Annotated in this window: 19 protein-coding genes; 17 read left to right on the top strand and 2 right to left on the bottom strand. The window is 71.3% G+C overall.

All coding sequences use genetic code 11. From position 1 onward, the window contains the following. Window positions 1–42 precede the first annotated feature (42 nt). On the top strand, window positions 43–1,470 hold the full coding sequence (gene pyk / locus CPE01_RS14695; RefSeq protein WP_146807566.1) for a pyruvate kinase: 1,428 nt from the start codon (window positions 43–45) through the stop codon (window positions 1,468–1,470). Window positions 1,471–1,541: 71 nt separating this feature from the next. Here the strand turns inward: pyk and CPE01_RS14690 are convergent, their stop codons facing one another. Next, window positions 1,542–2,489: an alpha/beta fold hydrolase gene (locus CPE01_RS14690; RefSeq protein WP_246783979.1), complete on the bottom strand. Its 948-nt coding sequence runs from the start codon at window positions 2,487–2,489 to the stop codon at window positions 1,542–1,544. 120 nt (window positions 2,490–2,609) lie between these two features. Between CPE01_RS14690 and CPE01_RS14685 the strand changes: the two genes are divergently transcribed. The 12 genes from CPE01_RS14685 to aroC all read left to right on the top strand — a co-directional run bounded on the left by CPE01_RS14685 (window position 2,610) and on the right by aroC (window position 15,917). Continuing rightward, window positions 2,610–4,286 carry a GspE/PulE family protein gene (locus CPE01_RS14685; RefSeq protein ID WP_146807565.1) on the top strand — a complete coding sequence of 559 codons (1,677 nt, stop codon included), beginning with the start codon at window positions 2,610–2,612 and terminating at the stop codon, window positions 4,284–4,286. Between the two features lie 115 nt (window positions 4,287–4,401). Beyond that, window positions 4,402–6,126 carry a type IV pilus twitching motility protein PilT gene (locus CPE01_RS16950; RefSeq protein WP_281285130.1) on the top strand — a complete coding sequence of 575 codons (1,725 nt, stop codon included), beginning with the start codon at window positions 4,402–4,404 and terminating at the stop codon, window positions 6,124–6,126. Further along, entirely contained in the window at window positions 6,126–7,358 is a 1,233-nt protein-coding gene (locus tag CPE01_RS14675; protein ID WP_146807564.1) for a type II secretion system F family protein, read from the top strand. The genes CPE01_RS16950 and CPE01_RS14675 overlap by 1 nt, the downstream gene beginning before the upstream one ends. A 164-nt stretch (window positions 7,359–7,522) precedes the next feature. Further along, window positions 7,523–7,966, top strand: coding sequence for a prepilin-type N-terminal cleavage/methylation domain-containing protein (locus tag CPE01_RS14670; RefSeq protein ID WP_094179962.1), 444 nt, complete (start codon window positions 7,523–7,525; stop codon window positions 7,964–7,966). A gap of 95 nt (window positions 7,967–8,061) precedes the next feature. Next, window positions 8,062–8,517, top strand: a complete 456-nt coding sequence (locus CPE01_RS14665; protein ID WP_186811565.1) for a prepilin-type N-terminal cleavage/methylation domain-containing protein — start codon at window positions 8,062–8,064, stop codon at window positions 8,515–8,517. Further along, window positions 8,514–9,197 (top strand): PilW family protein, encoded by a 684-nt coding sequence (locus CPE01_RS14660; protein WP_146807562.1) that lies wholly within the window; start codon window positions 8,514–8,516, stop codon window positions 9,195–9,197. The genes CPE01_RS14665 and CPE01_RS14660 overlap by 4 nt, the downstream gene beginning before the upstream one ends. 11 nt (window positions 9,198–9,208) lie before the next feature. After that, window positions 9,209–11,026 (top strand): hypothetical protein, encoded by a 1,818-nt coding sequence (locus CPE01_RS14655; protein ID WP_146807561.1) that lies wholly within the window; start codon window positions 9,209–9,211, stop codon window positions 11,024–11,026. 6 nt (window positions 11,027–11,032) lie between these two features. Further along, window positions 11,033–11,815 carry a prepilin peptidase gene (locus CPE01_RS14650; protein ID WP_146807560.1) on the top strand — a complete coding sequence of 261 codons (783 nt, stop codon included), beginning with the start codon at window positions 11,033–11,035 and terminating at the stop codon, window positions 11,813–11,815. 111 nt (window positions 11,816–11,926) lie between these two features. Then, window positions 11,927–12,991 carry a type IV pilus assembly protein PilM gene (pilM, locus tag CPE01_RS14645; RefSeq protein ID WP_146807559.1) on the top strand — a complete coding sequence of 355 codons (1,065 nt, stop codon included), beginning with the start codon at window positions 11,927–11,929 and terminating at the stop codon, window positions 12,989–12,991. Further along, complete coding sequence (locus CPE01_RS14640) at window positions 12,988–13,746, top strand: PilN domain-containing protein (RefSeq protein ID WP_186811564.1); 759 nt, start codon at window positions 12,988–12,990, stop codon at window positions 13,744–13,746. Before pilM ends, CPE01_RS14640 begins: the two co-directional genes overlap by 4 nt. Next, window positions 13,746–14,588: a type II secretion system protein M gene (locus CPE01_RS14635; protein ID WP_146807558.1), complete on the top strand. Its 843-nt coding sequence runs from the start codon at window positions 13,746–13,748 to the stop codon at window positions 14,586–14,588. The genes CPE01_RS14640 and CPE01_RS14635 overlap by 1 nt, the downstream gene beginning before the upstream one ends. Before the next feature lie 141 nt (window positions 14,589–14,729). Next, window positions 14,730–15,917: a chorismate synthase gene (aroC, locus tag CPE01_RS14630; RefSeq protein WP_146807557.1), complete on the top strand. Its 1,188-nt coding sequence runs from the start codon at window positions 14,730–14,732 to the stop codon at window positions 15,915–15,917. Window positions 15,918–16,032: 115 nt separating this feature from the next. Here the strand turns inward: aroC and CPE01_RS14625 are convergent, their stop codons facing one another. After that, on the bottom strand, window positions 16,033–19,956 hold the full coding sequence (locus CPE01_RS14625) for a fibronectin type III domain-containing protein (RefSeq protein ID WP_146807556.1): 3,924 nt from the start codon (window positions 19,954–19,956) through the stop codon (window positions 16,033–16,035). Window positions 19,957–20,188: 232 nt separating this feature from the next. Between CPE01_RS14625 and CPE01_RS14620 the strand changes: the two genes are divergently transcribed. The 4 genes from CPE01_RS14620 (at window position 20,189) to CPE01_RS14605 (ending at window position 23,128) form a co-directional block, all read left to right on the top strand. Further along, on the top strand, window positions 20,189–20,791 hold the full coding sequence (locus CPE01_RS14620) for a shikimate kinase (RefSeq protein ID WP_146807555.1): 603 nt from the start codon (window positions 20,189–20,191) through the stop codon (window positions 20,789–20,791). Further along, window positions 20,788–21,909 carry a 3-dehydroquinate synthase gene (aroB, locus tag CPE01_RS14615; protein WP_146807554.1) on the top strand — a complete coding sequence of 374 codons (1,122 nt, stop codon included), beginning with the start codon at window positions 20,788–20,790 and terminating at the stop codon, window positions 21,907–21,909. Before CPE01_RS14620 ends, aroB begins: the two co-directional genes overlap by 4 nt. 93 nt (window positions 21,910–22,002) lie before the next feature. Continuing rightward, on the top strand, window positions 22,003–22,434 hold the full coding sequence (locus tag CPE01_RS14610; protein ID WP_146807553.1) for a type II 3-dehydroquinate dehydratase: 432 nt from the start codon (window positions 22,003–22,005) through the stop codon (window positions 22,432–22,434). 55 nt (window positions 22,435–22,489) lie between these two features. Then, complete coding sequence (locus CPE01_RS14605) at window positions 22,490–23,128, top strand: hypothetical protein (protein WP_146807552.1); 639 nt, start codon at window positions 22,490–22,492, stop codon at window positions 23,126–23,128. Window positions 23,129–23,166 lie beyond the last annotated feature (38 nt).

The raw sequence follows: 23,166 nt of genomic DNA, 5'->3' as shown, positions 1-23,166 counted from the left end.
TCGGACCCAGCACATGTGAACGAAAGGCATAGGCTCGCCTTCATGCGTAGAGCAAAGATCGTCTGCACCCTCGGCCCGGCAACGGAGTCGCTCGACATGATCCAGGCGCTGGTCGACGCCGGGATGGATGTCGCCCGCATCAACCGGAGCCACGGCGAGCCCGAGGAGCACGCCAAGGTCATCAAGAACGTGCGTGCCGCCGCCCAGGCGTCCGGCCGCTCGGTCGCGGTCCTCGTCGACCTGCAGGGCCCGAAGATCCGTCTCGGCCGGTTCGTCGAGGGCAAGCACGACCTCGCGGTCGGCGACACCTTCACCATCACGGTCGACGACGTCGAGGGCACCAAGGAGCGCGTCTCGACGACGTTCAAGGGCCTCACGGGCGACGTGAAGCCCGGCGACCCGATCCTGATCGACGACGGCAAGGTCCTCGTGCGGGTCATCGAGGTCGTGGGCAACGACGTCGTCACGCGCGTCGAGGTCCCCGGCACCGTCTCCAACAACAAGGGCCTCAACCTGCCCGGCGTCGCGGTCTCCGTGCCCGCGATGAGCGACAAGGACGAGGCCGACCTGCGCTGGGGCCTGGCGCAGGGCTGCGACTTCATCGCGCTGTCCTTCGTCCGGTCCGCCTCGGACTACGACCGCGTGCGCCAGATCATGGAGGAGGAGGGCCGGATCGTCCCGGTCGTCGCCAAGATCGAGAAGCCGCAGGCCGTCGAGAACCTCGCGGAGATCGTCCAGGCGTTCGACGGCATCATGGTCGCCCGCGGTGACCTGGGCGTCGAGCTGCCGCTCGAGCAGGTCCCGCTCGTCCAGAAGCGTGCTGTCGAGCTCGCTCGCCGCAACGCCAAGCCGGTCATCGTCGCCACCCAGGTGCTCGAGTCGATGACGACGAACCCGCGTCCGACCCGCGCCGAGGCCTCGGACTGCGCGAACGCGGTGCTCGACGGCGCCGACGCGGTCATGCTCTCGGGCGAGACCAGCGTGGGCGACTTCCCGATCGAGACCGTGCGCACGATGGCGCGGATCATCGAGGCCACCGAGCAGCTCGGCCGCGAGCGCATCGCTCCGCTCGGCTCGACGCCGCACACGCGCGGCGGTGCGATCACCCGCGCTGCCGCCGAGATCGGCGAGCGGATCGGCGTGAAGTACCTCGTGACGTTCACGCAGTCCGGTGACTCGGCGCGCCGCATGTCGCGTCTGCGTTCGCCGATCCCGCTGCTCGCGTTCACGCCGGTCGAGTCGGTGCGCAACGTCCTGTCGCTGAGCTGGGGCGTGCAGACGCACCAGGTGCCGCAGGTCGGCAGCACCGACGAGATGGTCGGCCAGGTCGACAAGACGCTGCGGGCCAACGGTCTCGCCGAGGTCGGCGACTACGTCGTGGTCGTCTCGGGCGCGCCGGTCGGCGTCGTCGGCTCGACGAACTCGATCGTCGTCCACAAGATCGGCGACGAGTCGGACCGCGTCGCCTGACGTCGCTCCTCACCTGACATCGACGGGCTCGCCGCCCGGTCCTCGCGACCGGCGCGGCGGGCCCGTCGTCGTCAGGCGCCGCGCTGCGGTGCGAGCTCGCGGAGCGCGGCGACGAGCACGCGGTTGAACGCCTCGGGCGCGTGCGTGTTGACGTCGTGCCCGGCACGGGGGACGACCGTCAGGCGAGCCCCCGCGTGTGCGCGCAGGTAGCGACGCTCCTCGAGGCGCAGCGGGTCGTGCCGCCCGTTGACGAGCCAGACCGGCAGGGTCAGCCGGCGCAGGTCCGCCAAGGGGGAGTAGGCCGCGAGCGCGTGCAGCATGTCGGTGACGACGTGCCACGTCCCGCCACCCAGGTGCAGCACGTCGGCGACGCGCGTCGAGACGCGGCTGTAGGCGCGCAGGAGCGGGCCGCGGGTCTGCGTCGAGCAGCCGGCCGCGACGACGCCCGCGACACGGTCCTCGTGACGTCCCGCGTACGCCAGGCTCACGTACCCGCCGAGCGACAGCCCGACGAGGAGCGGGGGAGCCGCGCACGACGTGACCGCGGCGTCCACCGCGTCGAGCGCGCCCTCGAGCGTGAACCGCTCGTGCGTGCGGGCGCCGTGGCCGGGCAGGTCGATCGCGACGGTCCCGTGCCCGCGGCGCTGGAGCTCGGCGACCTGCGGCGCCCAGATGGCCGACGACGTGCGCGTCCCGTGCACGAGCACGATGGGCCGCGCGGGGGCGCCGAGGCCGCGGGTGGCGGAGATCACCGCTTCGTCGATCTCCGCTGCGTCGACCGCCGCGGCGTCGACCACCGCGGCGTCGACCACCGCGGCGTCGATCATCGAGCCGTCGTCGGCGCGCTCGGCCGGGGTGCGCTCGGCGGCGAGCGGGGCGTGGCTCTGCTGGGGGAGGACGGCGGTGACCGGGCGAGCTGAGGTGGTGATGGGGGACTCCTGGACGCGGGGGATCCCGGGAGCATACGCGCGGCGCCTGGGAGCACGGCGGTCGCGACGGCTCCCGCGCGGGGCGTGCACGAGGTCTCCTCAGGTCGCTCGCGTCACCCGCCTGGTGACGGATCGTCAGGTTGTCCTCAGGCCCGGTGGACGGCGTGCCGATAGGTCGATGACGACGGTCATGTGCCACTGGGAGGTGCCGTGAAGCAGCTGGGCGAGATTCTGCTCGAAGAGGGTCTGGTCACGGAGGCGCAGCTGTTGTCTGCGCTGGACGAGCAGATGACCGCCGGTTCGTCGCTCGGTCGCACGCTCGTCGAGCTGGGGATGCTCACCGAGGGACAGCTCGTGCAGGCGCTCGCCGCCCAGGTCGGGATGCCGTTCGTCGACCTCGACGAGTACCCGGTCGACCGCGCCGCGCTGGCGATGGTGCCGGGGGGCATCTGCCGCCGCTACACCGTCCTGCCGGTCGCGATCGAGAACGGTGTGCTCGTGCTCGCCACGGCCGACCCCGGCAACGTGCTGGCGGTCGACGACGTCCGGTCGGTCTCGGGCATGCAGGTCCAGCCGGTCGTCGCGACGTACGACAACGTGCTGCGCGCGATCGACCGCTTCGTGCGGGCCGACGACGAGATGGAGGACCTCTCCAACGCGTTCGAGGAGTCGCAGGCCGAGGCCGAGGCCGCCGACCTGGCTCGGATGGGCGACTTCGTCGAGGACGACGCGCCGATCGTGCGGTACGTCAACCTCCTCGTGACGCAGGCGATCACGGACCGTGCGTCCGACATCCACATCGAGCCGACCGAGCACGACCTGCGTGTCCGGTACCGGATCGACGGCGTGCTCCACGAGACGCAGCGTTCGCCGAAGAACATCACCGGTGGCGTGATCTCGCGCGTGAAGATCATGAGCGACATCGACATCGCCGAGAAGCGCAAGCCGCAGGACGGCCGCATGTCGGTGATGCACAACGGCCGCAAGATCGACCTTCGCGTGGCGACGCTGCCGACGGTGTGGGGCGAGAAGATCGTCATGCGTATCCTCGACAACTCGACCGCGAGCCTCGACCTGCGTGACCTGTCGTTCCTCGACGAGAACTACGCGACGTACAAGGAGTCGTACAGCAAGCCCTACGGCATGATCCTGGTCACCGGGCCCACCGGTTCCGGGAAGTCGACCACGCTCTACGCGACGCTGAACGCGGTCTCGAAGCCCGACATCAACGTCATCACCGTCGAGGACCCGGTCGAGTACCGCCTCGCGGGCATCAACCAGGTGCAGGTCAACCCGAAGGCCGGTCTGACGTTCGCCGCGGCCCTGCGCTCGATCCTGCGCTCCGACCCGGACGTCGTGCTGCTCGGTGAGATCCGTGACCACGAGACCGCGCAGATCGCGGTCGAGGCCGCCCTCACGGGTCACCTGGTGCTGTCGACGCTGCACACGAACGACGCGCCGTCGGCCGTCACCCGTCTCACGGAGATGGGCATCGAGCCGTTCCTCGTCGGCTCGGCGCTCGACTGCGTCGTCGCCCAGCGTCTCGCCCGTCGCCTGTGCCCGAAGTGCAAGGTGCCGTACCAGCCGTCGGTCGACGAGATGATCGCGGCCCGCTTCCCGTGGGTGGACGGCGAGCCGATCCCCGAGCTGTTCCGGCCGGGCGGCTGCACCGCGTGCTCGAAGACCGGCTACAAGGGTCGCCTCGCGCTGCACGAGGTGATGCGCGTCACCGAGGAGATCGAGCGGCACGCGGTCGCCCACTCGTCGTCGGCCGAGATCGCCGCCACGGCCGTGAAGCAGGGCATGATCTCGCTCCGCAACGACGGCTGGCAGAAGGTCGCGATGGGGCAGACGTCGATCGAGGAGATCCTGCGCGTCGTCGCGTGACAACTCCATGTTGTCCGGTTCTCAAGTACGTCCGACCTGGGGCCGATGAACCGTCCAGGGCATCGTGGCCGATGCTGCGCAGGCGCGCGCCGCGCCGTTTCGGGAGGGGAAAGACGTGACCGAGCACTATCAGCCGTCGCCGGGTGATCCCGCACGGCCGCTGCCGCCGTACCGGCCGGCGGGTCCGCAGGCGGGCCCCGCTCCCGTGCAGCCGCAGGCGATGTTCTCGCCGATCCCGTCGCAGTCCGCGGGCGCGCCCGCACCGGCCGCGCCGATGGGCGTGCCGGCGCAGGCCGCCGCGCCGCAGTCCGCCCCGCTGTCGGTCGCGGCCGCGCGCGAGCAGTACGGCGCCCCGGCCGGTGGCACGGCTGCGCACCCCACCTACACGCCCGCGGGCGGTGCCTACCCCGCAGTGCCGGGCCAGGCCCCGAGCGCGCCCGCGGCGTCCGCGGGCTTCGTGCCCGGCGGCGGCGGTGTCCCGGCCCGTGCGACCTTCACGCCGGGCGGCCCGGCGACGAGCTTCTCGCCCGCGCCGACGAGCTTCACGCCCGCGCCCGCGACGACCACGTTCACGCCGGCTGCGCCAAGCGTGCCGTCGGCGCAGGCGCCCGCAGGTGGCGCGCCGGCCGCGCCCGCGGCGCCGCAGGCTCCCGCCGAGCAGCGCAAGACGCGCGACCGCGGCGCGTCGCGCGTCGGCATGGCGCAGGGTGCCCAGGAGGGTGACCTCCCGATCGACGAGGTGCTCACCCGCATGGTCGAGCTCGGCGCCTCCGACGTGCACCTGACCACGGGAGCGATGCCCATGGTCCGCGTCTCCGGCTCGCTCAAGCCGCTCGAGGGCTTCGGCCAGATGTCGCCCGAGCCGCTGCGGCGCACGCTGTACTCGATCCTGACCCAGAAGCAGCGCGAGACGTTCGAGGCGAACCTCGAGCTCGACTTCTCGTACGCGGTGCGGGGCCTGGCGCGGTTCCGCGTGAACATCTACCAGCAGCGTGAGTCCATCGGTGCGGCGTTCCGCGTGATCCCCTACGAGATCAAGCCGCTCGAGGACCTCGGCGTCCCGGCGGTCGTCGGGAACTTCGCGGGTCTGCCGCGCGGTCTCGTGCTGGTGACGGGTCCGACGGGTTCCGGCAAGTCGACGACGCTCGCGTCGATCATCGACCTCGCGAACCGCACGCGCGAGGACCACATCATGACGGTCGAGGACCCGATCGAGTTCCTCCACCGCCACAAGAAGTCGCTGGTCAACCAGCGTGAGGTCGGCGCGGACACCCTGTCCTTCGCGAACGCGCTCAAGCACGTGCTGCGTCAGGACCCGGACATCATCCTCGTCGGTGAGATGCGTGACCTCGAGACGATCTCCGTTGCGCTGACCGCGGCCGAGACCGGTCACCTCGTCTTCGCGACGCTGCACACGCAGGACGCGGCGCAGACGATCGACCGTGTCATCGACGTGTTCCCGTCCCACCAGCAGTCGCAGGTGCGCACGCAGCTTGCCGGCGCGATCCAGGGCGTCGTCTGCCAGACGCTGTGCAAGCGTGCCGACGGCCCGGGCCGTGCGGTCGCGACCGAGGTGCTCGTCGCGACGCCCGCGGTGCGCAACCTCATCCGTGAGGGCAAGACGCACCAGATCTACTCGTCGATGCAGGCGGGCGCCTCGCAGGGCATGCACACCATGGACCAGCACCTGTCGGAGCTGGTGAAGAAGGGCACGATCTCGTACGAGGTCGGGCTCGAGAAGTGCCACCACGTCGAGGACTTCAACCGCCTGACCGGCCGGTTCTCCGGTGGCCCGCAGGGCGGAGCCGCGCTGGCCGACGCGCAGTTCGGAGCCCTGTGATGGCGGCGACGGCAGGCAAGACCTTCGAGTACGCGGTCCGGGACAAGTCCGGGAAGATCATCAAGGGCCGCGTCGAGGCGAGCAACCAGGCCGCGGTCGCGAACCGTCTGCGCGAGATGGGCCTCGCGGCCGTCTCGATCAACGAGGTCTCGACCTCCGGACTGCAGCGCGAGATCACGATCCCCGGCATGGGCGAGAAGGTCACGCTCAAGGACCTCGCCGTCATGTCCCGCCAGATGGCGACCATGATCTCGGCCGGTCTGTCGCTGCTGCGCACGCTGTCGATCCTCGCGGAGCAGACCGAGAGCAAGCCGTTGGCCAAGGTGCTCGGCGCGGTGCGCGCCGACGTCGAGACCGGTGGCTCGCTGTCGTCGGCGCTGCAGAAGCACCGCGACGTCTTCCCGCCGCTGATGATCAACATCATCAAGGCGGGCGAGGTCGGCGGCTTCCTGGAGCAGGCGCTCGTCTCCGTCGCGGAGAACTACGAGGCCGAGGTCAAGCTGCGCGGCAAGATCAAGTCCGCGATGGCTTACCCGACCGTGGTGTTCTGCATCGCGATCATCGCGGTCGCGGTCATGCTCATCTTCATCGTCCCGGTCTTCAAGAACATGTTCGAGGGGCTCGGCGGCGAGCTGCCGCTGCCCACCCAGATGCTCGTGTGGCTCTCGAACCTCATGCGCTGGCTCGGACCCGTGCTGATCGTCGCCGCGATCGTCTTCATGTCGTGGTGGAAGAAGCACAAGAACGACGACAGCGTGCGTCAGCGGGTCGATCCGTGGCGCCTTCGGCTTCCCGTCTTCGGCGCATTGTCGAAGAAGATCGCAATTGCCCGTTTCTCGCGCAACTTCGGCACCATGATCGCCTCCGGCGTCCCTTTGCTCCAGGCCCTCGACATCGTCGGCGAGGTCTCGGGCAACTGGGTCATCGAGGCCGCCATCAAGGATGTGCAGGAATCCGTGCGCCGGGGCGAGTCGTTGACCGGTCCGCTGGGCAAGCACGAGGTGTTCCCCTCGATGGTGACCCAGATGATGGCCGTGGGTGAGGACTCGGGTGCGCTCGAGACGATGCTCGAGAAGATCTCGGAGTTCTACGACCAGGAGGTCGAGGCGACGACCGAGCAGCTCACGAGCCTGATCGAGCCCATCATGATCCTCGGTATCGGCCTCGTCGTCGGCGGCATGATCGTCGCCCTGTACCTGCCGATCTTCAACGTCTTCGACCTCATCGGCTGACCTTTCTGCGGCCGTTCGGGTGAATTCGGATCCCGGGTGGAACTGCCGCTCAAGGCCGAGTCGGACCCGGACGATAGACCGGATGCATCACCCGAACCGGCCCCGCAGGCCGGGGCTTTGATTCTGACAACGACAGACTCCGCTCGAACGAAGAGGACATCATCATGATGGCTCGCATCCGTAAGGCGATGAACGAGAAGGACCAGGGCTTCACGCTGGTCGAGCTCCTCGTCGTCATCATCATCATCGGCATCCTCGCGGCGATCGCGATCCCGGTGTACCTCGACCAGCAGAAGAAGGCCAAGGACTCCGCGGCCAAGACGGACCTCGGCAACGCCCGCATCGCGGTGGCGTCGGTCCTGACCGAGGCGCCCGACGCGACCGGCGTCACCGTCGGTGGCACGGCCCCGGCCTACACCTTCACGGCGACGGGTGGCTCCGCCACGGCCGCTCCCGAGGACTTCCAGGCGAGCCCGGGCGTCACGATCACGATCGCGAGCACCTCGCTCGACGACCTGTGCATCGGTGCCCACGTCGACGGTGGCAAGGTCGAGGACTTCTCGACCAACATGAGCGGCGAGATCTTCTCCGGCTCGACCACCTGCTGATCTAGTCCCCGCTGGGACTGGTTCCAGTCATGACAGTCCCGCTGTGGGGCACCACGCACGTGGTGCCCCACAGCGGTGTCTCGGAGGAGGTTGACGTGGCGCGGTGGCTGCCGGCCCGGCGTGGGGACGACGAGGGCTTCGGCCTGGTCGAGGTCATGGTCTCGATGCTGCTGTTCGCGCTCCTCCTGATCACGACGATCGCGCTGCTGTTCTCGGCGATCAACGCCTCCGCGCGGAACTCGGCGATCGAGTCCGCGACGCAGTGGGCCTCCGAGCAGGTCGACACGGTGCACGCGTCGGTCGCCGGCCTCGACTCGGTCAAGGCGTGCCCGAAGTGGGCCGACGTGGTCTCGGCCGGTGCTCCGCCGAACCGCACGGACGGTCGCGGGCTCCCGCTCAAGATGATCGTCTCCGCGGGCGTAGCGCCCGCCAACTGCACCACCTCGTCGAACGCGCCGGTCGTCACCTACACGGTGACGGTCGTCGAGGCGTCCGACACCAGCAAGGTGCTCGCCACGAGCACCACGCGCATCGCGCTGGGGCTCGAGTGATCGCCCGCCTGCGCACCCGCGTGCGCCGCGCAGTGCGTGAGGACCGCGCCGACGCGGGCTTCTCGATGGTCGAGCTCATCGTCGCGAGCATGATGTCGATCATCATGCTCGGCATCATCGGGTCGCTGTTCATCAAGACCCTGCAGACCCAGGGTGCCGTCACGGATACGACCACGACGAGCAACAACGCGAAGGTCGTCTTCGACGAGCTGCAGGCCTCGGTGCGCCTCGCCGTCGAGACCGACGTGCGCTCGTCGACGTCCATGGCCGTCGAGCCGACCGACGGCCGCGGGGACGTCCTGATCCTCAAGACACGGCAGAACCAGGGCGAGGTCGCGAGCACGGGTACGTGGCGGTGCGTCGCCTGGTACCTCGACGCCGACGACCAGCTGCACAAGATCACCCGACCCGCGCAGGCGAGCGGGACGCCGGCGACCTCGGTCAACCCGGCGTCGTGGCCCATCGTCGCGCGCGGTGTGGCTGCGATCAGCGGTGCGAGCCCGTTCGTCGCGCTCGAGCCCGCGGTCGACGCCGAGGCCTGGTACCCCGGCAGCATCCAGGCCGCCCTGACCTTCCGCGAGGGCGACTCGCGCGTCCCCGTCGACCTCTCGTCCACGATCGTCCCGCGCCGTCAGCTGCAGCTCGACGGCGAGACCCCCGGAGGCATGCCGTGCGTGTAGAGAGCCGCGTGATGTCGCTCGTGCGTCGGGCCCGTCGCGACGACGAGGGTGCGTCCCTGGTGGCGGTGATCGGCGTGAGCGCCGTGATCGCGGTCCTCATGGTGGCCCTCGTCGGCACGGTGGTGTTCGCGATCGGGCAGACGACGGCCTCGCGCTCGTCCGTGAACGCGAAGTCGGCCGCCGAGGCAGGCATGGAGACCGCCGCGGCGAACGTCTCGAGCGGGACCTGCTGGTCCGGTGGCACGGGGTCCGGTACGAGCCCGGCCTGGCGTGCGCAGGTGCAGCGCCTCGTCTCGGCGGGCGCCGACCCGGCGCTCGAGGCCTCGTGGACGAACGGCTGCCCGGTCGCGGCCCCGCCCGGGGGCACCCCGACGCCGTTCCGGGTGATCTCCACCGGGTGGAGCGGCACGCCGGGTACCGGCAACGACTCGGGCGACATCCGCACGATGGTCGGCCAGTTCACCGTCGTGTCGCGTCCGACCTCGCCCGAGTTCGACTCCGCGATCTTCGGCGACGTCAAGACCGAGGCCAAGACGAACCTCACGCTCGTCGGCGCCGACGGCGACATCGTCACCGACCACTTCGACTGCTCGTCGGCGATGGACACCGACGGCGGCGTGTTCGTGAACTCGTCGCTGTCCGAGACGTCGATCATCAACACCGTCTGCAAGATGGACGGGAGCTTCATCAGCAAGGGCAACCTGACGTGCCCGGCCGACGGCTTCGTCGGCGGCGACGTGATCGTCGCGGGCAACGTCACGTGGAACACGACGTGCAAGGTCAACGGCAAGATGTGGGTGGGCGGCAACTTCTACTGCCCGACCTCCGGTGCGACCGTGCTGGGCGACCTCGTCGTCGTCGGCAACGTCGAGATCTCGTCGGCCTGCAACCTCAAGGGCAACATCCAGATCGGCGGGCAGCTCAAGCTGTCCAACCCCCAGACGTGGAACGGCAACGTCACGATCGCGAACGGCGTCAACGCGAACAGCTCGGTGACGATCACGACGCCGGGCACGGTGCGGATCAAGGGCTCGCTCACCGGCGGCTTCACCGCCGCGAAGGTGACGGCGGCCTCCAAGACGATCCCCGACTCGTCGGTGTCCGCGCCGGCGGCGCCGGACATGAGCGTCTACTTCCCGCCGGGCGACCCGAGCCTGGAGTACCCCAAGCTGACCAAGACGGACGCCCGCTGGAGCGGCTGGATCCAGCGCAAGTGGCGGGTGGACCTCGCCGCGCTCAAGACCGGCCCGTACCTCGCGGACGAGTGCTCGCAGGACTGGGTCAGCGGGTCCTCGAACTTCAGCGGTCCACTGGTCATCGCGACCCCGACGATCTACGACCTGCAGCAGCCGACCGCCTCGGGCGGCTGCGGGACGTCGTCCGTCGGGCTCGGAGGCGGGCTGACGATCAAGCTCTACGCGGACGCGGTGCTGTTCATGTCGGGCGCCACGGTCAAGACGGCGTTCCGCGTCGAGTCGGGTGACGGCAACAAGCACAGCCTCTACCTCGTCGAGCCGTGGCCGTCGGGCAAGGCGGACTGCGCGGCCGTCGGCAGCGCCGGCAAGGGCATCACCTTCAACACGACCGGGTTCTCGCAGGGCCCGAACACGCAGGTGATGGTCTACACGCCGGGGACGGTGAAGAACACGACCGGCGGCAGCCCCATGCTCAGCCTCACGGGCCAGCTGTACGGCTGCTCGGTCACGCTCGACACCCAGATGAAGCTCATCTACTCGGCGGCGACGTCGGGCGGCGGTTCCGCGGGCCGGGCGTTCGTCGTCTCGGAGCGCTTCCGGATGGACAACCAGGCGCTCTCGCTTGCACCCTGAGCCCTCGTGATCATCGTCGTCCTCCTCGCCGGGCTGCTCGGCCTCGCGGTCGGGTCCTTCCTCAACGTCGTCGTGTGGCGCGTCCCGCGGGGCGAGTCGGTCGTGTCGCCGCCCAGCGCGTGCCCCCGGTGCGGCCACCGCATCCGCGCGCGCCACAACGTCCCGGTGCTGGGGTGGCTCGTCCTGCGCGGTCGGTGCTTCGACTGCGGTGAGCCGATCGCGGCGCGCTACCCGCTGGTCGAGGCGGGGACGGGGGTGGCGTTCGCGCTCGTGACGTGGTTCGCGGGCGTCTCGTGGGTCCTGCCGGCTCTGCTCTACCTCGCGGCCGTCTCGATCGCGCTCGCGCTGATCGACCTCGACTGCACGCGGCTGCCCGACCCGATCGTGCTGCCGTCGTACGGTGTGGCCGCGGCGCTCCTCGCGCTGGCGGCCTGGAACCTGGGCGGGACGGCGCAGTGGTCGGCGCTGGTGCACGCCGCCATCGGTGCGGCCGTGATGTTCGTCGTCTACTTCGTGCTGCTCGTCGTGTACCCGTCCGGCATGGGCTTCGGCGACGTCAAGCTCGCGGGCGTGCTCGGGCTGTACCTCGGGTACCACGGCTGGGCCAGCCTCGTCGTCGGCTGGTTCGCGGCCTTCCTGCTCGGTGGCCTGTTCTCGGTCGCTCTGCTCGTCGGCGGTCGCGCGGGGCGCAAGACGAAGGTGCCGTTCGGTCCGTGGATGTTGCTCGGGGCATGGGTCGGCATCGTCCTGGGGGACCCGATCGGCTCCTGGTACCTGTCGCTCATCTAGGCCCTCCGGACGCCGCGCGACCAGGAGAAAGAGCGCGGCATTCGCCCTCAAGTCGGACGAGTGGTCACCCGATAGGACTGTCGGAACCGCTCTACTGACGGAGGTCGGCCTGTGGCCAGCACACGTGTGATCGGACTCGACATCGGCGCGGGCGCGGTACGCGCCGCCGAGCTCGAGTTCGGCTCCGGTGGTCCTGGCGGGAAGAACCCGCCCACGCTCGCGCGGTTCGGTGAGGTCCCGCTGCCGCTCGGCGCCGTGCGCGACGGTGAGGTCGTCGAGCAGGGCATCGTCGCGAACGCGCTCAAGCAGCTGTGGTCGAAGGCGAAGTTCCCGACGAAGGACGTCGTGATCGGCGTCGGGAACCAGCGCGTGCTGGTGCGCGAGACCGAGCTGCCCTGGATGCCGCGTCAGCAGCTCACCGACTCGCTCGCGTACCAGGTCGGCGACCTCCTGCCGATGGCCACCAACGACGCGCTGCTCGACTACTGCCCGACCCTCGAGGTCGACGGTCCCAACGGTCGCATGGTGCACGGCCTGCTGGTCGCGGCGCAGCGCGACACGGTCAACGCCAACGTGCTCGCCGTCGAGGGCGCCGGCCTGCGTCCGGTCATGGTCGACCTCAACGCCTTCGCGCTCGTGCGGGCGCTCGCGCGCGGCGACTACGCGCACCGCACCGTCGCCCTGGTCGACATCGGCGCGCAGATCACCACGGTCGTGGTCGCCGCGCAGGGTCAGCCGCGCCTCGTGCGCGCCCTGCCCGTCGGCGGTCACCAGGTCACCACCGCGGTCGCGAGCGCGCTCGGCATCTCCGCCGCGGAGGCCGAGACGGCCAAGCGCGAGATCGGCGTCGGCTACGCGGTCGCCCCCGAGCGTCAGCAGGCCGCCGAGAACGTCGCGGAGGTCGTGCGCCAGCTCGTCGAGTCGGTGCGCAACACGTTCGTGTACTACGCGGGCAACAACCCCGGTGCGGGGATCGAGCTCGTCGTCCTCACCGGTGGGGGCGCGCACCTGCCGGGCCTCGGGCAGTACCTGTCGAGCGCGAGCCGCATCGCGGTGACGCTCGGCGACCCGCTCGCCGGCCTGCGTGCGGCCAAGTCAGCCGGTCGTGAGCGCCTCGCGGGACGTGAGTCGCTCATCGCCCTCCCCGTCGGTCTCGCGTACGGAGTTGCCGCATGACCTCGTTGCTGGATCGTCCGACGAAGTCGAAGTCGACGAAGGCCAAGGCGCCCCAGTCGATCATCACCGGCCTCCCGCAGGTCAACCTCCTGCCGCCCGAGGTGCGCGCCGCGCGCGGGCTGCAGAGCATCAAGCGCTGGCTCGTCATCGCGCTGCTCGCCGTCCTCGTGCTGTGCGCGCTCGTCTGGCTGCTCGCGCAGACCATCGCCGCGAACGCGCAGTCCGACCTCGAGACCGCACAGGCGGAGACCGCACGGCTGACGCAGGAGCAGGCGAAGTACGCCGAGGTCCCGCGCGTCCAGGCGCAGCTCGCCCAGGCGGAGCGCGCGCGGCAGATCGCCGGCTCGACCGACGTCGTCTGGAAGCCGTACATCGACGCGATCACGGCCGTGCTGCCCGAGGGCGCGAGCATCGACTCGTTCATCGTGGCCGGCGCGACCCCGATGGAGGGTGCGGCCGCGCCGGCGAACCTCCTGCAGGCCCCGAGCATCGGCAACCTCACGTTCGCGGCCCGGTCCGTGACCGTCCCGGACGTCGCCGCGCTCATGGACGCGCTCGACTCGATCCCGGGCTTCGCCGACTCCTTCGTGACCGCTGTGACGATCACGGAGACCGAGGGCTTCGGCGTCTACTACAAGATCGACGGCAGCGTGCAGATCCAGCCCAGCGTCCTGTCGGGGCGGTTCGAGCCTGCCGACCCCGCCGCTGACGCGGCTGCGGACGCCGACGCGGACGCGAAGGACGAGGGCGAGTGATGGGGAACAGCAAGAAGTCCACCTGGATCGGCGGCACGGCGTTCATCGCGGTCGTCCTCATGGCGATGGCCTGGTTCCTGCTCGTCTCGCCGGTGCTCAGCCAGGCCGACGAGACGAAGGCCCAGACCGAGCAGACCGAGCAGCAGAACGTGGTCCTGCGCCAGAAGGTCGACGAGCTGAAGGCCGACTTCGCGCACCTCGAGGAGTACAAGGCGGAGCTCGCCGGCCTCCAGAAGGGCATCCCCACCACCGTCCAGCTCTCGTCCTACCTGCGTCAGCTCAACGACGTGGCTGCCGCGTACGGCGTCGTCGTCACGCAGCTCACGCCCTCGAACCCGCAGGCGATCACGCTCGCGACGCCCGTCGGCACCAACCCGGCCGACGCGTCGGGCGGCGTCTCGACCGAGGCGCCCGCGAGCGACCCCACGCCGAGCCCGAGCGCGTCCGCGGGTGCCGGGGACGCGACGGCGGAGCCCGCGCAGCCTGCCGCACCCGCGGTGCCCGCGGGCATGAGCGCGGTCCCGGTGTCGGTCATCGTGATGGGCACCTACCAGAACACGCTGGCCTTCCTCGACGGCCTGCAGAAGACCGAGCGGCTCTTCCTCGTCGGCGGTATGAACGCGCAGGCACAGGAGGAGAACGCGCAGCAGGACGGCAGGCCCGCGACCGAGCTCGCCGACCTCGAGCTCACCGTCGACGGCTTCATCTGGGTCCTGCCCGACGGCACGCTCGGCGCCGCACCGGTCGGCGAGGGCGAGGAGGAGCCGCCGCTGCCGACCCCGGGCTCCGACCGCAACCCGTTCTACCCGATCGAGGGCTCCGACTCGGCCTCGTCCGACTGAGGACGGCAGCCACCCGTCAGGCCGACCAGGGCCGTCCCGCGTGCGGGGCGGCCCTGGGTCGCGTGAGGGGCCCGGCCGGACGGCGCGTCCACGTCGCAGACGACGGACGAGTGGCCGGCACCTGCATGGAAGGATGACCGCATGCTGCGCTGGTTGACGGCGGGGGAGTCTCACGGCCCCGCACTGGTCGGGATCCTCGAGGGCGTGCCCGCGGGGGTCGAGGTGCGTACCCAGGACGTCCAGGACGCCCTGGCGCGTCGCCGCCTCGGCTACGGCCGGGGCGCACGGATGAAGTTCGAGCAGGACGAGGTGCGGCTGCTCGGCGGCGTCCGGCACGGCCTGACCCAGGGAGGTCCGGTCGCGATCGAGGTGGGCAACACCGAGTGGCCCAAGTGGGTCGACGTCATGTCCGCGGATCCCGTGGACGACCCGGCGGTCCTGCAGCGCGCCCGCAACGCCCCCTTGACGCGGCCCCGCCCGGGCCACGCCGACCTCGTCGGGATGCGCAAGTACGCGTTCGACGACGCCCGTCCCGTGCTCGAGCGCGCATCGGCTCGCGAGACCGCGACGCGCGTCGCGCTCGGGGTCGTGGCCGCGAAGCTGCTCGAGCAGGCGGCGGGCATCCGGCTCGTCTCGCACGTCGTCGGCATCGGGCCCGTCGCGGTCCCCGACGACGCCGAGCTCCCGACGCCGGACGACGTCGCGGCCCTCGACGCCGACCCGGTGCGGTGCTTCGACGCGGACTCGTCGGCGGCGATGGTGGCCGAGATCGACGAGTGCCACAAGGACGGCGACACGCTCGGCGGCGTCGTCGAGGTGCTCGCGTACGGCGTGCCGTCCGGGCTCGGCTCGCACGTGCACGGCGACCGGCGGCTCGACTCGCGCCTTGCCGGCGCGCTCATGGGCATCCAGGCGATCAAGGGCGTCGAGGTCGGTGACGGCTTCCGCACCGCGGCACGCCGCGGTTCGCAGGCGCACGACGAGATCGACCGCCTCGACGGCCGCGTGCAGCGCCGGTCCAACCGCGCGGGCGGCCTCGAGGGCGGCATGACGAACGGCGAGGTCCTGCGCGTGCGTGCCGCGATGAAGCCCATCTCGACGGTCCCGCGCGCGCTCGCGACGATCGACACGAGCACGGGCGAGCCGGCCACCGCGCAGCACCAGCGCTCGGACGTGTGCGCGGTCCCGCCGGCGGCGGTCGTCGCCGAGGCGATGGTGGCGCTCGTCCTCGCGGACGCGCTGCTGGAGAAGACCGGAGGGGACTCGGTGGGCGAGGTGCGGCGCAACCTCGAGGCGTACCTCGACGCGATCCCCGAGCTGCTGCGCTGAGCCCCGGCGGCGGCGCCGGCCCGCACGGCACGGCGCGCGCTCCTGAACGACGAAGGTCCGGTCACCCCGAGGGGTGCCGGACCTTCGTCGTCGGACGTCTGTCGCCGGGCGCGGGTCAGCGGGCGACGACGCGCACCTTCGAGCTCGCCGGGCTGTTGCCGAGGTTACTCTTGGCGATGACGCGGAAGTAGTACGTCTTGCCCCTCGTGGCGCTCGACCAGGTCCAGCTCGTCGTGCTCGCCGTCGTGGTCTTGAGCGACCTCCACGTCGTGCCGTTCGTCGAGTACTGCACCGTGTAGCCGGAGATCGTCGAGCCGTTCGCGTTGGCCTTGGCCCAGCTCACCTTGATCCTGCTGGAGCCCGTCGCCAGTGCGCTCACGCCGGTGGGCGCCAGCGGCTTGCCGGCGGGAACCACCGAGACGGCGGAGGAGGCCGTGCCGTCCTTCGCCACGAGCGTGCGAGCGAGCACCCGGAACTGGTACTTCGCACCGTTGACGAGCGAGGAGATCGTGGCCGATCGCGACGGCGTCGTCGTCTTCGTGACCCAGGCGGACCACGTCTTCGTCGTGGCCGAGTAGGAGCGCATCTGCACGACGTACTCGCTGAGCAGGTCTCCACCGAGAGAGCTCGGGGCGCTCCAGGTGAGCGTGACCTTGCGGTCACCGGACTTGGCCGCGAGCGAGCGAGGAGCACTCGCGGTGCCGAGCGCCACCTGCTCCCCGGTCGCCGGCAGGCCGGTACCGACGACGTTCTGGCCCGCGACCTCGACCCGGTACTTCTTGAGCGCGGACAGGCCGGTGATCGTGTACTTCGTGGCGGAGGCCGGCAGTGCGACCGTCGTCCACGTCGACGAGGTGGTCAGGCGGTAGCGCAGCGTGATCGCGGTGAGCGAGGCACCCGACGTCACGGGCTTCGCCCAGGCGACGTCCAGCGAACGCAGCTTGGACGTGAGCGTGAGAGTCGCGGGTGCCGACGGCACCGAGGCCGTCGTCTTCTCGCTGGTCCTGGACCAGGGCCCCTGGCCCTCGCTCGTGCGCCCCGCGACCTCGAACTGGTAGGTCGTGCTCGACGCGAGCCCGCTGACCGCCACGTTCGAGCCGGTGATGGCGTCCAGGTACGTCCACGTCGCCTCGGGCGTCTGCTTCACGCGGTAGCGCACGACGTACTCGACGGTGTCGTCCGAACCCGCCGCGGCGCCCGTCAGGGGCGTCCACGCGTACGTCAGCCCGCCGGTGCTCAGCGTCGGCGTCGTCGTCGCCGGAGCGGCAGGTGCCGTGCGGGTGAAGTACCGGCCTTCCGTGGACTCGCCGAGGACCGGGCGCGAGGCGCTCCCGTACTTCTCGCCGACGGCCCGCACCCGCCAGTAGTAGGTCGTCCCGTACGACGCGACCGTCGTCGGGGCGTACGCGCTCGCGATCGTCTCGACGACCGCGGCGCTCGCCAGACCGCCCGAGGTGGTCGCGACCTGCACGAGGTAGCGCGACGCACCCTCGACCGGCGCCCAGTCGAGCACGCGCGTCGAGGTGGTCAGCACGTCGTCGACGGGCGTGCGCAGGGTCGGCCGACGCTCCCCGACGGCGAACGTCGCACCCGTGCTCCAGGGCGACGCGTTGCCGGCGGTGTCGATCGAGCGGACGCGCCAGCCGTACGTCCCGGCCGAGAGGTCGGTCAGGGAGAGCGCACCCTGGGCGAGCGACTCCGTACCGAGCTTCGAGACCGTGATCTCGCTGCCCGCCGCAGCCCAGTACTGGACCTCGTACCGGGACGCCGTCGCGCTCGTCTGCCAGGACAGCGTGGCGCCCGCCGCGGTCGTCCGGCTCGTCGGCGTGTGGGGGGCGGGCGTCGCGGTGCTGAACTCGATCGTCCTGCTGGGACGCCCGGGCGAACCGTTCGCGTCGAGCGGCGCGACCGTCAGCTTGTAGGAACCGGGCGCGAGGGGCTGCTCGGTCTTCGGGTTGACCGCGACGAAGTACGGGTACTCGATCTTCTGGGTCCCGACGAGGGTGCCGCCGCTCGTGGTGAGCGTCACCTGGTACCCACGTGAGCCGCCGTCCGCGGGCGCGGTGTCGGCCTGGGGGCGCCACGCGAAGACGATCGTGCCGTCGGCGCTCACGGTGCGCGTCGTCTCGTCGTCGAAGAACGACGTGGCCGTGCTGGTCTTCGTCCAGCTCGGCTTCGTCGCGGATCCCAGCGCGGTGTACGTGACCGCCGTCCAGTTCTGCGTCCAGAAGGGACGGACCTGCCAGTAGTACGGCATGCCCGTCTCGTTGTCGCCGAAGACGCCGTTGATCCGCAGACGCGTCGACGGCGTGCGCGTCACCGAGACGGGGTTCGTCATGTCGGGGTTGAGCGCGACCGTGACCTCGTACCCGTCGACGGGCGTCAGCTCCAGCTCCGGGTCGGTATCCGTCCCGCCGACCTTCTTCCAGTACCGGGCGGTGTTCCACGAGAAGGTCGGGGACGGCTGGCCGGCGACGGCGGTGCCGGTGGCCCAGGCGGTGGTGTCCGGCTCGACGTCGAGCGCGCTCGTGTCCCGGGGTGAGGTGACCTCGATCCAGCGCTCCCGGTCGCTCGCCCCGCTCTCCTCGGGGTCGGACCACGCGCTGACGAGCGTGCCGACCGGGTTCGTCGACGCGCTGAGCGCGGTCGTGTCCTTGCCCGAGTAGTCGATCGCCCGCACACGCCACGTGTATGTCCTGCCCGGGGCGATCCGCTTGGCGGCATCGCCGTTCCAGAGGCACTGGCTCTGGCCGACGAGCGCACCGGGCGTGCCGGCTCCCGCAGCGACGTACCCGACGATCGTGGCCGAGGTCGACGCGGTGCGGCAGGTCAGCCGCGGGTCGCCGTTGTGCGGCACGACCTGCACCTCGTACAGGGTCGCGCGGGGCACCGGGTCCCACGAGAGCTCGAAGTCGTCGATCGACACCGGCGTGGGCGCGTACTGCGGTCCGCCGACGAGCGGCGCAGGGTACGTCGCGTCGGCGGCGGGCGCCGTCTGCGGGCCGGTCTGGCCGCCCCAGAGCTTGCGGAACTGCCGGACCTCCGATGCCGTCCCGGGGTTGCCGGCCAGGTCGTACGGGATGACCTGCCAGAAGAAGTTGCGGTCGGCGAACGCGATCGTCGGCACCCACGTGGTGAAGGGCGTCGTGCCGCTCGCCTCCTGGATCCGGCTCGTGACGCTCGTGCCGTCGTCGCTGCGCGACGTCCCGATCACGACCTCGTACCTCGAGGCCCCGGCGACGGGCGTCCACGTGAGCTTGACGTCCGAGACGCCGGGGGCTCCGGCGACCCAGTTCGCGGGCGACGTGAGGGTCGGCTGCGAGGCGGACGCGGGCCACTCGACTCGGAACTCCCACGGCTGCGAGTACGGACCGGTCGTCCCGGCCGTGACTCCGGTGTAGAGGACCGCCTGCACGCGCCAGTGCCACGTGATCGGGAAGCCTCCCGACTCACGTGCGAGCGGCGTCGCGGGTGTGTAGGTCGTCCCCGTCGTCGTGTACGTCTTGAGGTCCGTCGTGAAGCCTGCGTCGGAGGCGTACTGCAGCCGGTAGAGCTGGGCCCCTGCGACGGGCTCCCAGGAGAAGACCACCGGGTCGGGGTAGGTCACGACGCCGCCGGTGGCGCTGCCGGGTCCGAGGAGCGTCGGCACGGCTCCCGCCGTGATGTCGAGCTGCGTCGGCGCGGAGTACGCGCCGAGCGTGGAGCTCGTGGTGCCGGTGCCGTACGACGCGACCCGCCAGTAGAGCGTGCGGTCCTCGGTGGTGCTCCACGACGTGGGAATCACCCAGCTGACGTTGTACGTCGCCACCGTCGTCAGGATCGAGCCCGAGACGAAGCTCGGGTCGGTCGCGACCTGCAGCGAGTAGGCGCTCGCGCCGTCCGCGGGTGCCCAGGTGAGCGTGATGTCGCCGTCCTGGTCGACCGCGGTGGAGGACGTGGCAGGCGCCTCGGGTGCGGCGGTCGCGGCGGGGGCGGTGGCGGCCACCGCCGAGACGATCAGGGTGGTGGAGACGAGGACGGCGAGCGTGCGACGCAGCACGGTTCCTCCGGGTTAGGGCCGACGAGTCAGTCGGCTACTCGGCATCTGGCCGCGTCGAGTTGAGACCGGATCCAGGAATTGGGGCAAGAAGGACCCGAACGGCCCACACCGGACGGCGCAGGAGGCTGAGTCGTCGTCCCGCACGTGGCGTCCGCCCAGGTCAAGCGTGAGTCGCGCAGGCAGGCACGGACACCATCGGGATGCGGGTCGTGGCTGGACTAGGCTCCCGCCCGTGCCCTCCACCGACCGCCCCGGACCCCGCATCGTCCTCGTCGGACCGCCGGGTTCCGGCAAGTCCACGGTCGGCGCGGCGCTGGCCGAGCGGTGGCACCTCGCGCTGCGGGACACGGACGGTGACGTCGAGGCGCGTGCAGGCAGGACCATCCCGGAGATCTTCTTCGACGAGGGCGAGCCGGCGTTCCGCGCGCTCGAGCGCGACGCGGTCGCCGCGGCCGTGGCCGAGCACGACGGGGTGCTCGCGCTGGGCGGGGGCGCCGTGCTCGACGCGGGCACGCAGCGCGTCCTCGCGGATTACGTGGCCTCGGGTGGCGTCGTGGTGTTCCTCGACGTGACGCTCACGCACGCCGCGCCGCGCGTGGGCTTCAACCAGTCACGGCCGCTGCTGCTCGGCAACCCGCGCGCGCAGTGGCAGGCGCTCATGGAGGCCCGGCGCCCGGTCTACGAGCGGGTGAGCACGGTGCGGGTCCTCACGGACGGGCTGCGCCCCGCCGACGTGGCGGAGGCAATCGAGGTGGAGCTGGCGGCGCTGCGGACGGCGCGCGCGACGGGCGAGCCGGCGCAGGCACCGGCACCGACGGACGAGGGGGACGTGTGAGCGACGTGCGACGAGTCACGGTCACGGGGGAGCGCCCGTACGACGTGGTGATCGGCCGGAACCTGCTCGCGGAGCTGCCGGCGACGCTGGGGGAGGCGGTCCGGCGCGTGCTCGTCGTGCACCCCGCGGCGCTCGCGACCACAGCGGACGTCATCATCGAGGACCTCCGGGCGCACGGCTACGAGACGTTCGGCGCCGAGGTGCCCGATGCCGAGGAGTCGAAGACCGCGCAGGTCGCCGCGTTCCTGTGGGGCGTCCTGGGTCAGGCGGACTTCACGCGGTCCGACGCGATCGTCGCGGTGGGCGGCGGCGCGACGACGGACCTGGGCGGCTTCGTCGCCGCGACGTGGCTGCGGGGGATCCGCGTGGTGCAGGTCCCGACGACGGTGCTCGCGATGGTCGACGCGGCCGTCGGCGGCAAGACCGGCATCAACACGGCCGAGGGCAAGAACCTCGTCGGGGCGTTCCACCCCCCGGCGGCGGTGCTGTGCGACCTCGCGGCGCTCGAGTCCATGCAGCCCTTCGACTTCGTCGCCGGGCTCGCGGAGATCGTCAAGGCGGGCTTCATCGCCGACCCGCGGATCCTCGAGCTCGTGGAGGGGAACGTGGACCTCCTGAAGGACCCGGTCGCTGCGGCGCGCTCGGAGGTCCTGCTGGAGCTGGTCGAGCGCGCGGTGGTCGTGAAGGCACGCGTCGTGGGTGAGGACCTGAAGGAGGCCGGCCTGCGCGAGATCCTCAACTACGGCCACACGTTCGGCCACGCGGTCGAGCACGTCGAGCGCTACCAGTGGCGGCACGGCGCGGCGGTGTCGGTCGGCATGGTCTACGTGGCGGAGCTCGCGCGCCTCGCGGGGCGCCTGTCCGACGACGTCGTCGCGCGCCACCGTGCGGTCCTGACGTCGCTCGGTCTGCCGACGACCTACCGCGGCGACCGCTGGGAGCGGCTGCTGACCGCGATGCGTCGCGACAAGAAGACGCGCGGGGACCTGCTGCGCTTCGTCGTGCTCGAGGACATCGGCAAGCCGGTGCGCCTCGAGGGACCCGACCCGACGTTGCTCGCGGCGGCGTACGCCGAGATCGCCGAGGGCGCTGTCACCTCGTCGGCCGTCTCGCTGTAGCGGCGCCCGGGTCCCGGCCGGGCGCGTGACGGACCCGTGCGTGTCGGTGGGCAGGTCGCGGGTGGGCGAGGTCGTGCTGACTACGCTGGCGCCATGACACGTGTGCTGGTGCTCAACGGTCCGAACCTGGCCAGGTTGGGCACCCGCGAACCCGAGGTCTACGGCTCGGCGACGTTGGCGGACCTGACGGATGCGGTCAAGGTCTGGGCGGCCGAGCTGGGGCTGGACGCCGACGTCCGCCAGACCGACGACGAGTCGGAGCTGATCGGGTGGCTGCACGAGGCCGTCGACGCGCGCCTCGACGTCGTGCTCAACCCGGCGGCGTTCACGCACTACTCGTACGCCCTGCGGGACGCTGCGGCGCAGGTCACGGGGGCGCACCTGCGGCTGGTCGAGGTGCACCTCACGAACCCGTACGCGCGCGAGTCGTTCCGCCACCTGTCGGTGATCGGCCCGGTGGCCACGGGGACGGTCGCGGGCTTCGGGGTGGACTCGTACCGGCTGGCGCTCTCCGCCCTCGTCTGACCCGGAACAAGCCTTTGCGCTTGTTGGGCGTGGAACAAGGCCCTACCATGGTGCCATGTTCGCCATGACGATCGACCAGCGCGCCAGCCGCCGGGACGGGGACCGGGTGCCGCAGCTCCTCGACGCGTTCGAGGCCCGGTGGCCCGGCGTCGTCGCAGGCTCGACCGCACGGCGAGCTCCCGGGTGCGTGCGCGGGTTCGAGCGCACCGTGGGCGACGAGGTGCAGGCGCTGTTCGAGGACGCCGCGCTCGTCGTCGAGCTCGCGCTGTGGGTCCTGCGGCACGGGGGATGGAGCGTCGGGATCGGGGCGGGTCCTGTCGACGAGCCCCTTGCCCCGAATGCCCGCGCGGGCTCCGGGCCCGCCTACGTGCTCGCGCGTGACGCGGTCGAGGCCGCCAAGAGCCGGCAGCGGGTGGTGCCCCTGTCCGTGCGCGGCGCGCACCACCAGGCCGGGCTGGACACGGAGGCGGTGCTGACCCTCGTCGCCGCGATCGCGGTGCGGCGCTCGGCCGCGGGCTGGGAGGCCGTCGACGCGCTCGAGGCCGCGGGCCCCGACGCGCGTCAGGAGGACGTCGCCGCCGCGATGGGCATCACGCAGCAGGCCGTGAGCCAGCGCCTGCGGACCGCGCTGTACGACGAGTCGCGCACCGCGGCGCGCGCCGGTGCGCACCTGCTCGTCAGCGCCCAGGGCTGACCCGGGCCGCCGCTGGGGGAGCCGGACGTCCGGTGCTA

Origin of the sequence: Cellulomonas persica, assembly GCF_007989825.1 — a bacterium.
In the GTDB taxonomy this organism is placed as follows: Bacteria; Actinomycetota; Actinomycetes; order Actinomycetales; family Cellulomonadaceae; genus Cellulomonas; species Cellulomonas persica.
Note: the sequence above shows the minus strand (reverse complement) of the source record. Positions and strands in the feature narration are given on the sequence as shown.

Coding starts and splice junctions, on each gene's coding strand:
- pyk (WP_146807566.1), top strand. CDS start 43: ATGCGTAGAGCAAAGATCGTCTGCACCCTCGGCCCGGCAACGGAGTCG.
- CPE01_RS14675 (WP_146807564.1), top strand. CDS start 6,126: ATGGCGGCGACGGCAGGCAAGACCTTCGAGTACGCGGTCCGGGACAAG.
- CPE01_RS14670 (WP_094179962.1), top strand. CDS start 7,523: ATGATGGCTCGCATCCGTAAGGCGATGAACGAGAAGGACCAGGGCTTC.
- CPE01_RS14655 (WP_146807561.1), top strand. CDS start 9,209: ATGTCGCTCGTGCGTCGGGCCCGTCGCGACGACGAGGGTGCGTCCCTG.
- CPE01_RS14640 (WP_186811564.1), top strand. CDS start 12,988: ATGACCTCGTTGCTGGATCGTCCGACGAAGTCGAAGTCGACGAAGGCC.
- CPE01_RS14635 (WP_146807558.1), top strand. CDS start 13,746: ATGGGGAACAGCAAGAAGTCCACCTGGATCGGCGGCACGGCGTTCATC.
- aroC (WP_146807557.1), top strand. CDS start 14,730: ATGCTGCGCTGGTTGACGGCGGGGGAGTCTCACGGCCCCGCACTGGTC.
- CPE01_RS14610 (WP_146807553.1), top strand. CDS start 22,003: ATGACACGTGTGCTGGTGCTCAACGGTCCGAACCTGGCCAGGTTGGGC.
- CPE01_RS14605 (WP_146807552.1), top strand. CDS start 22,490: ATGTTCGCCATGACGATCGACCAGCGCGCCAGCCGCCGGGACGGGGAC.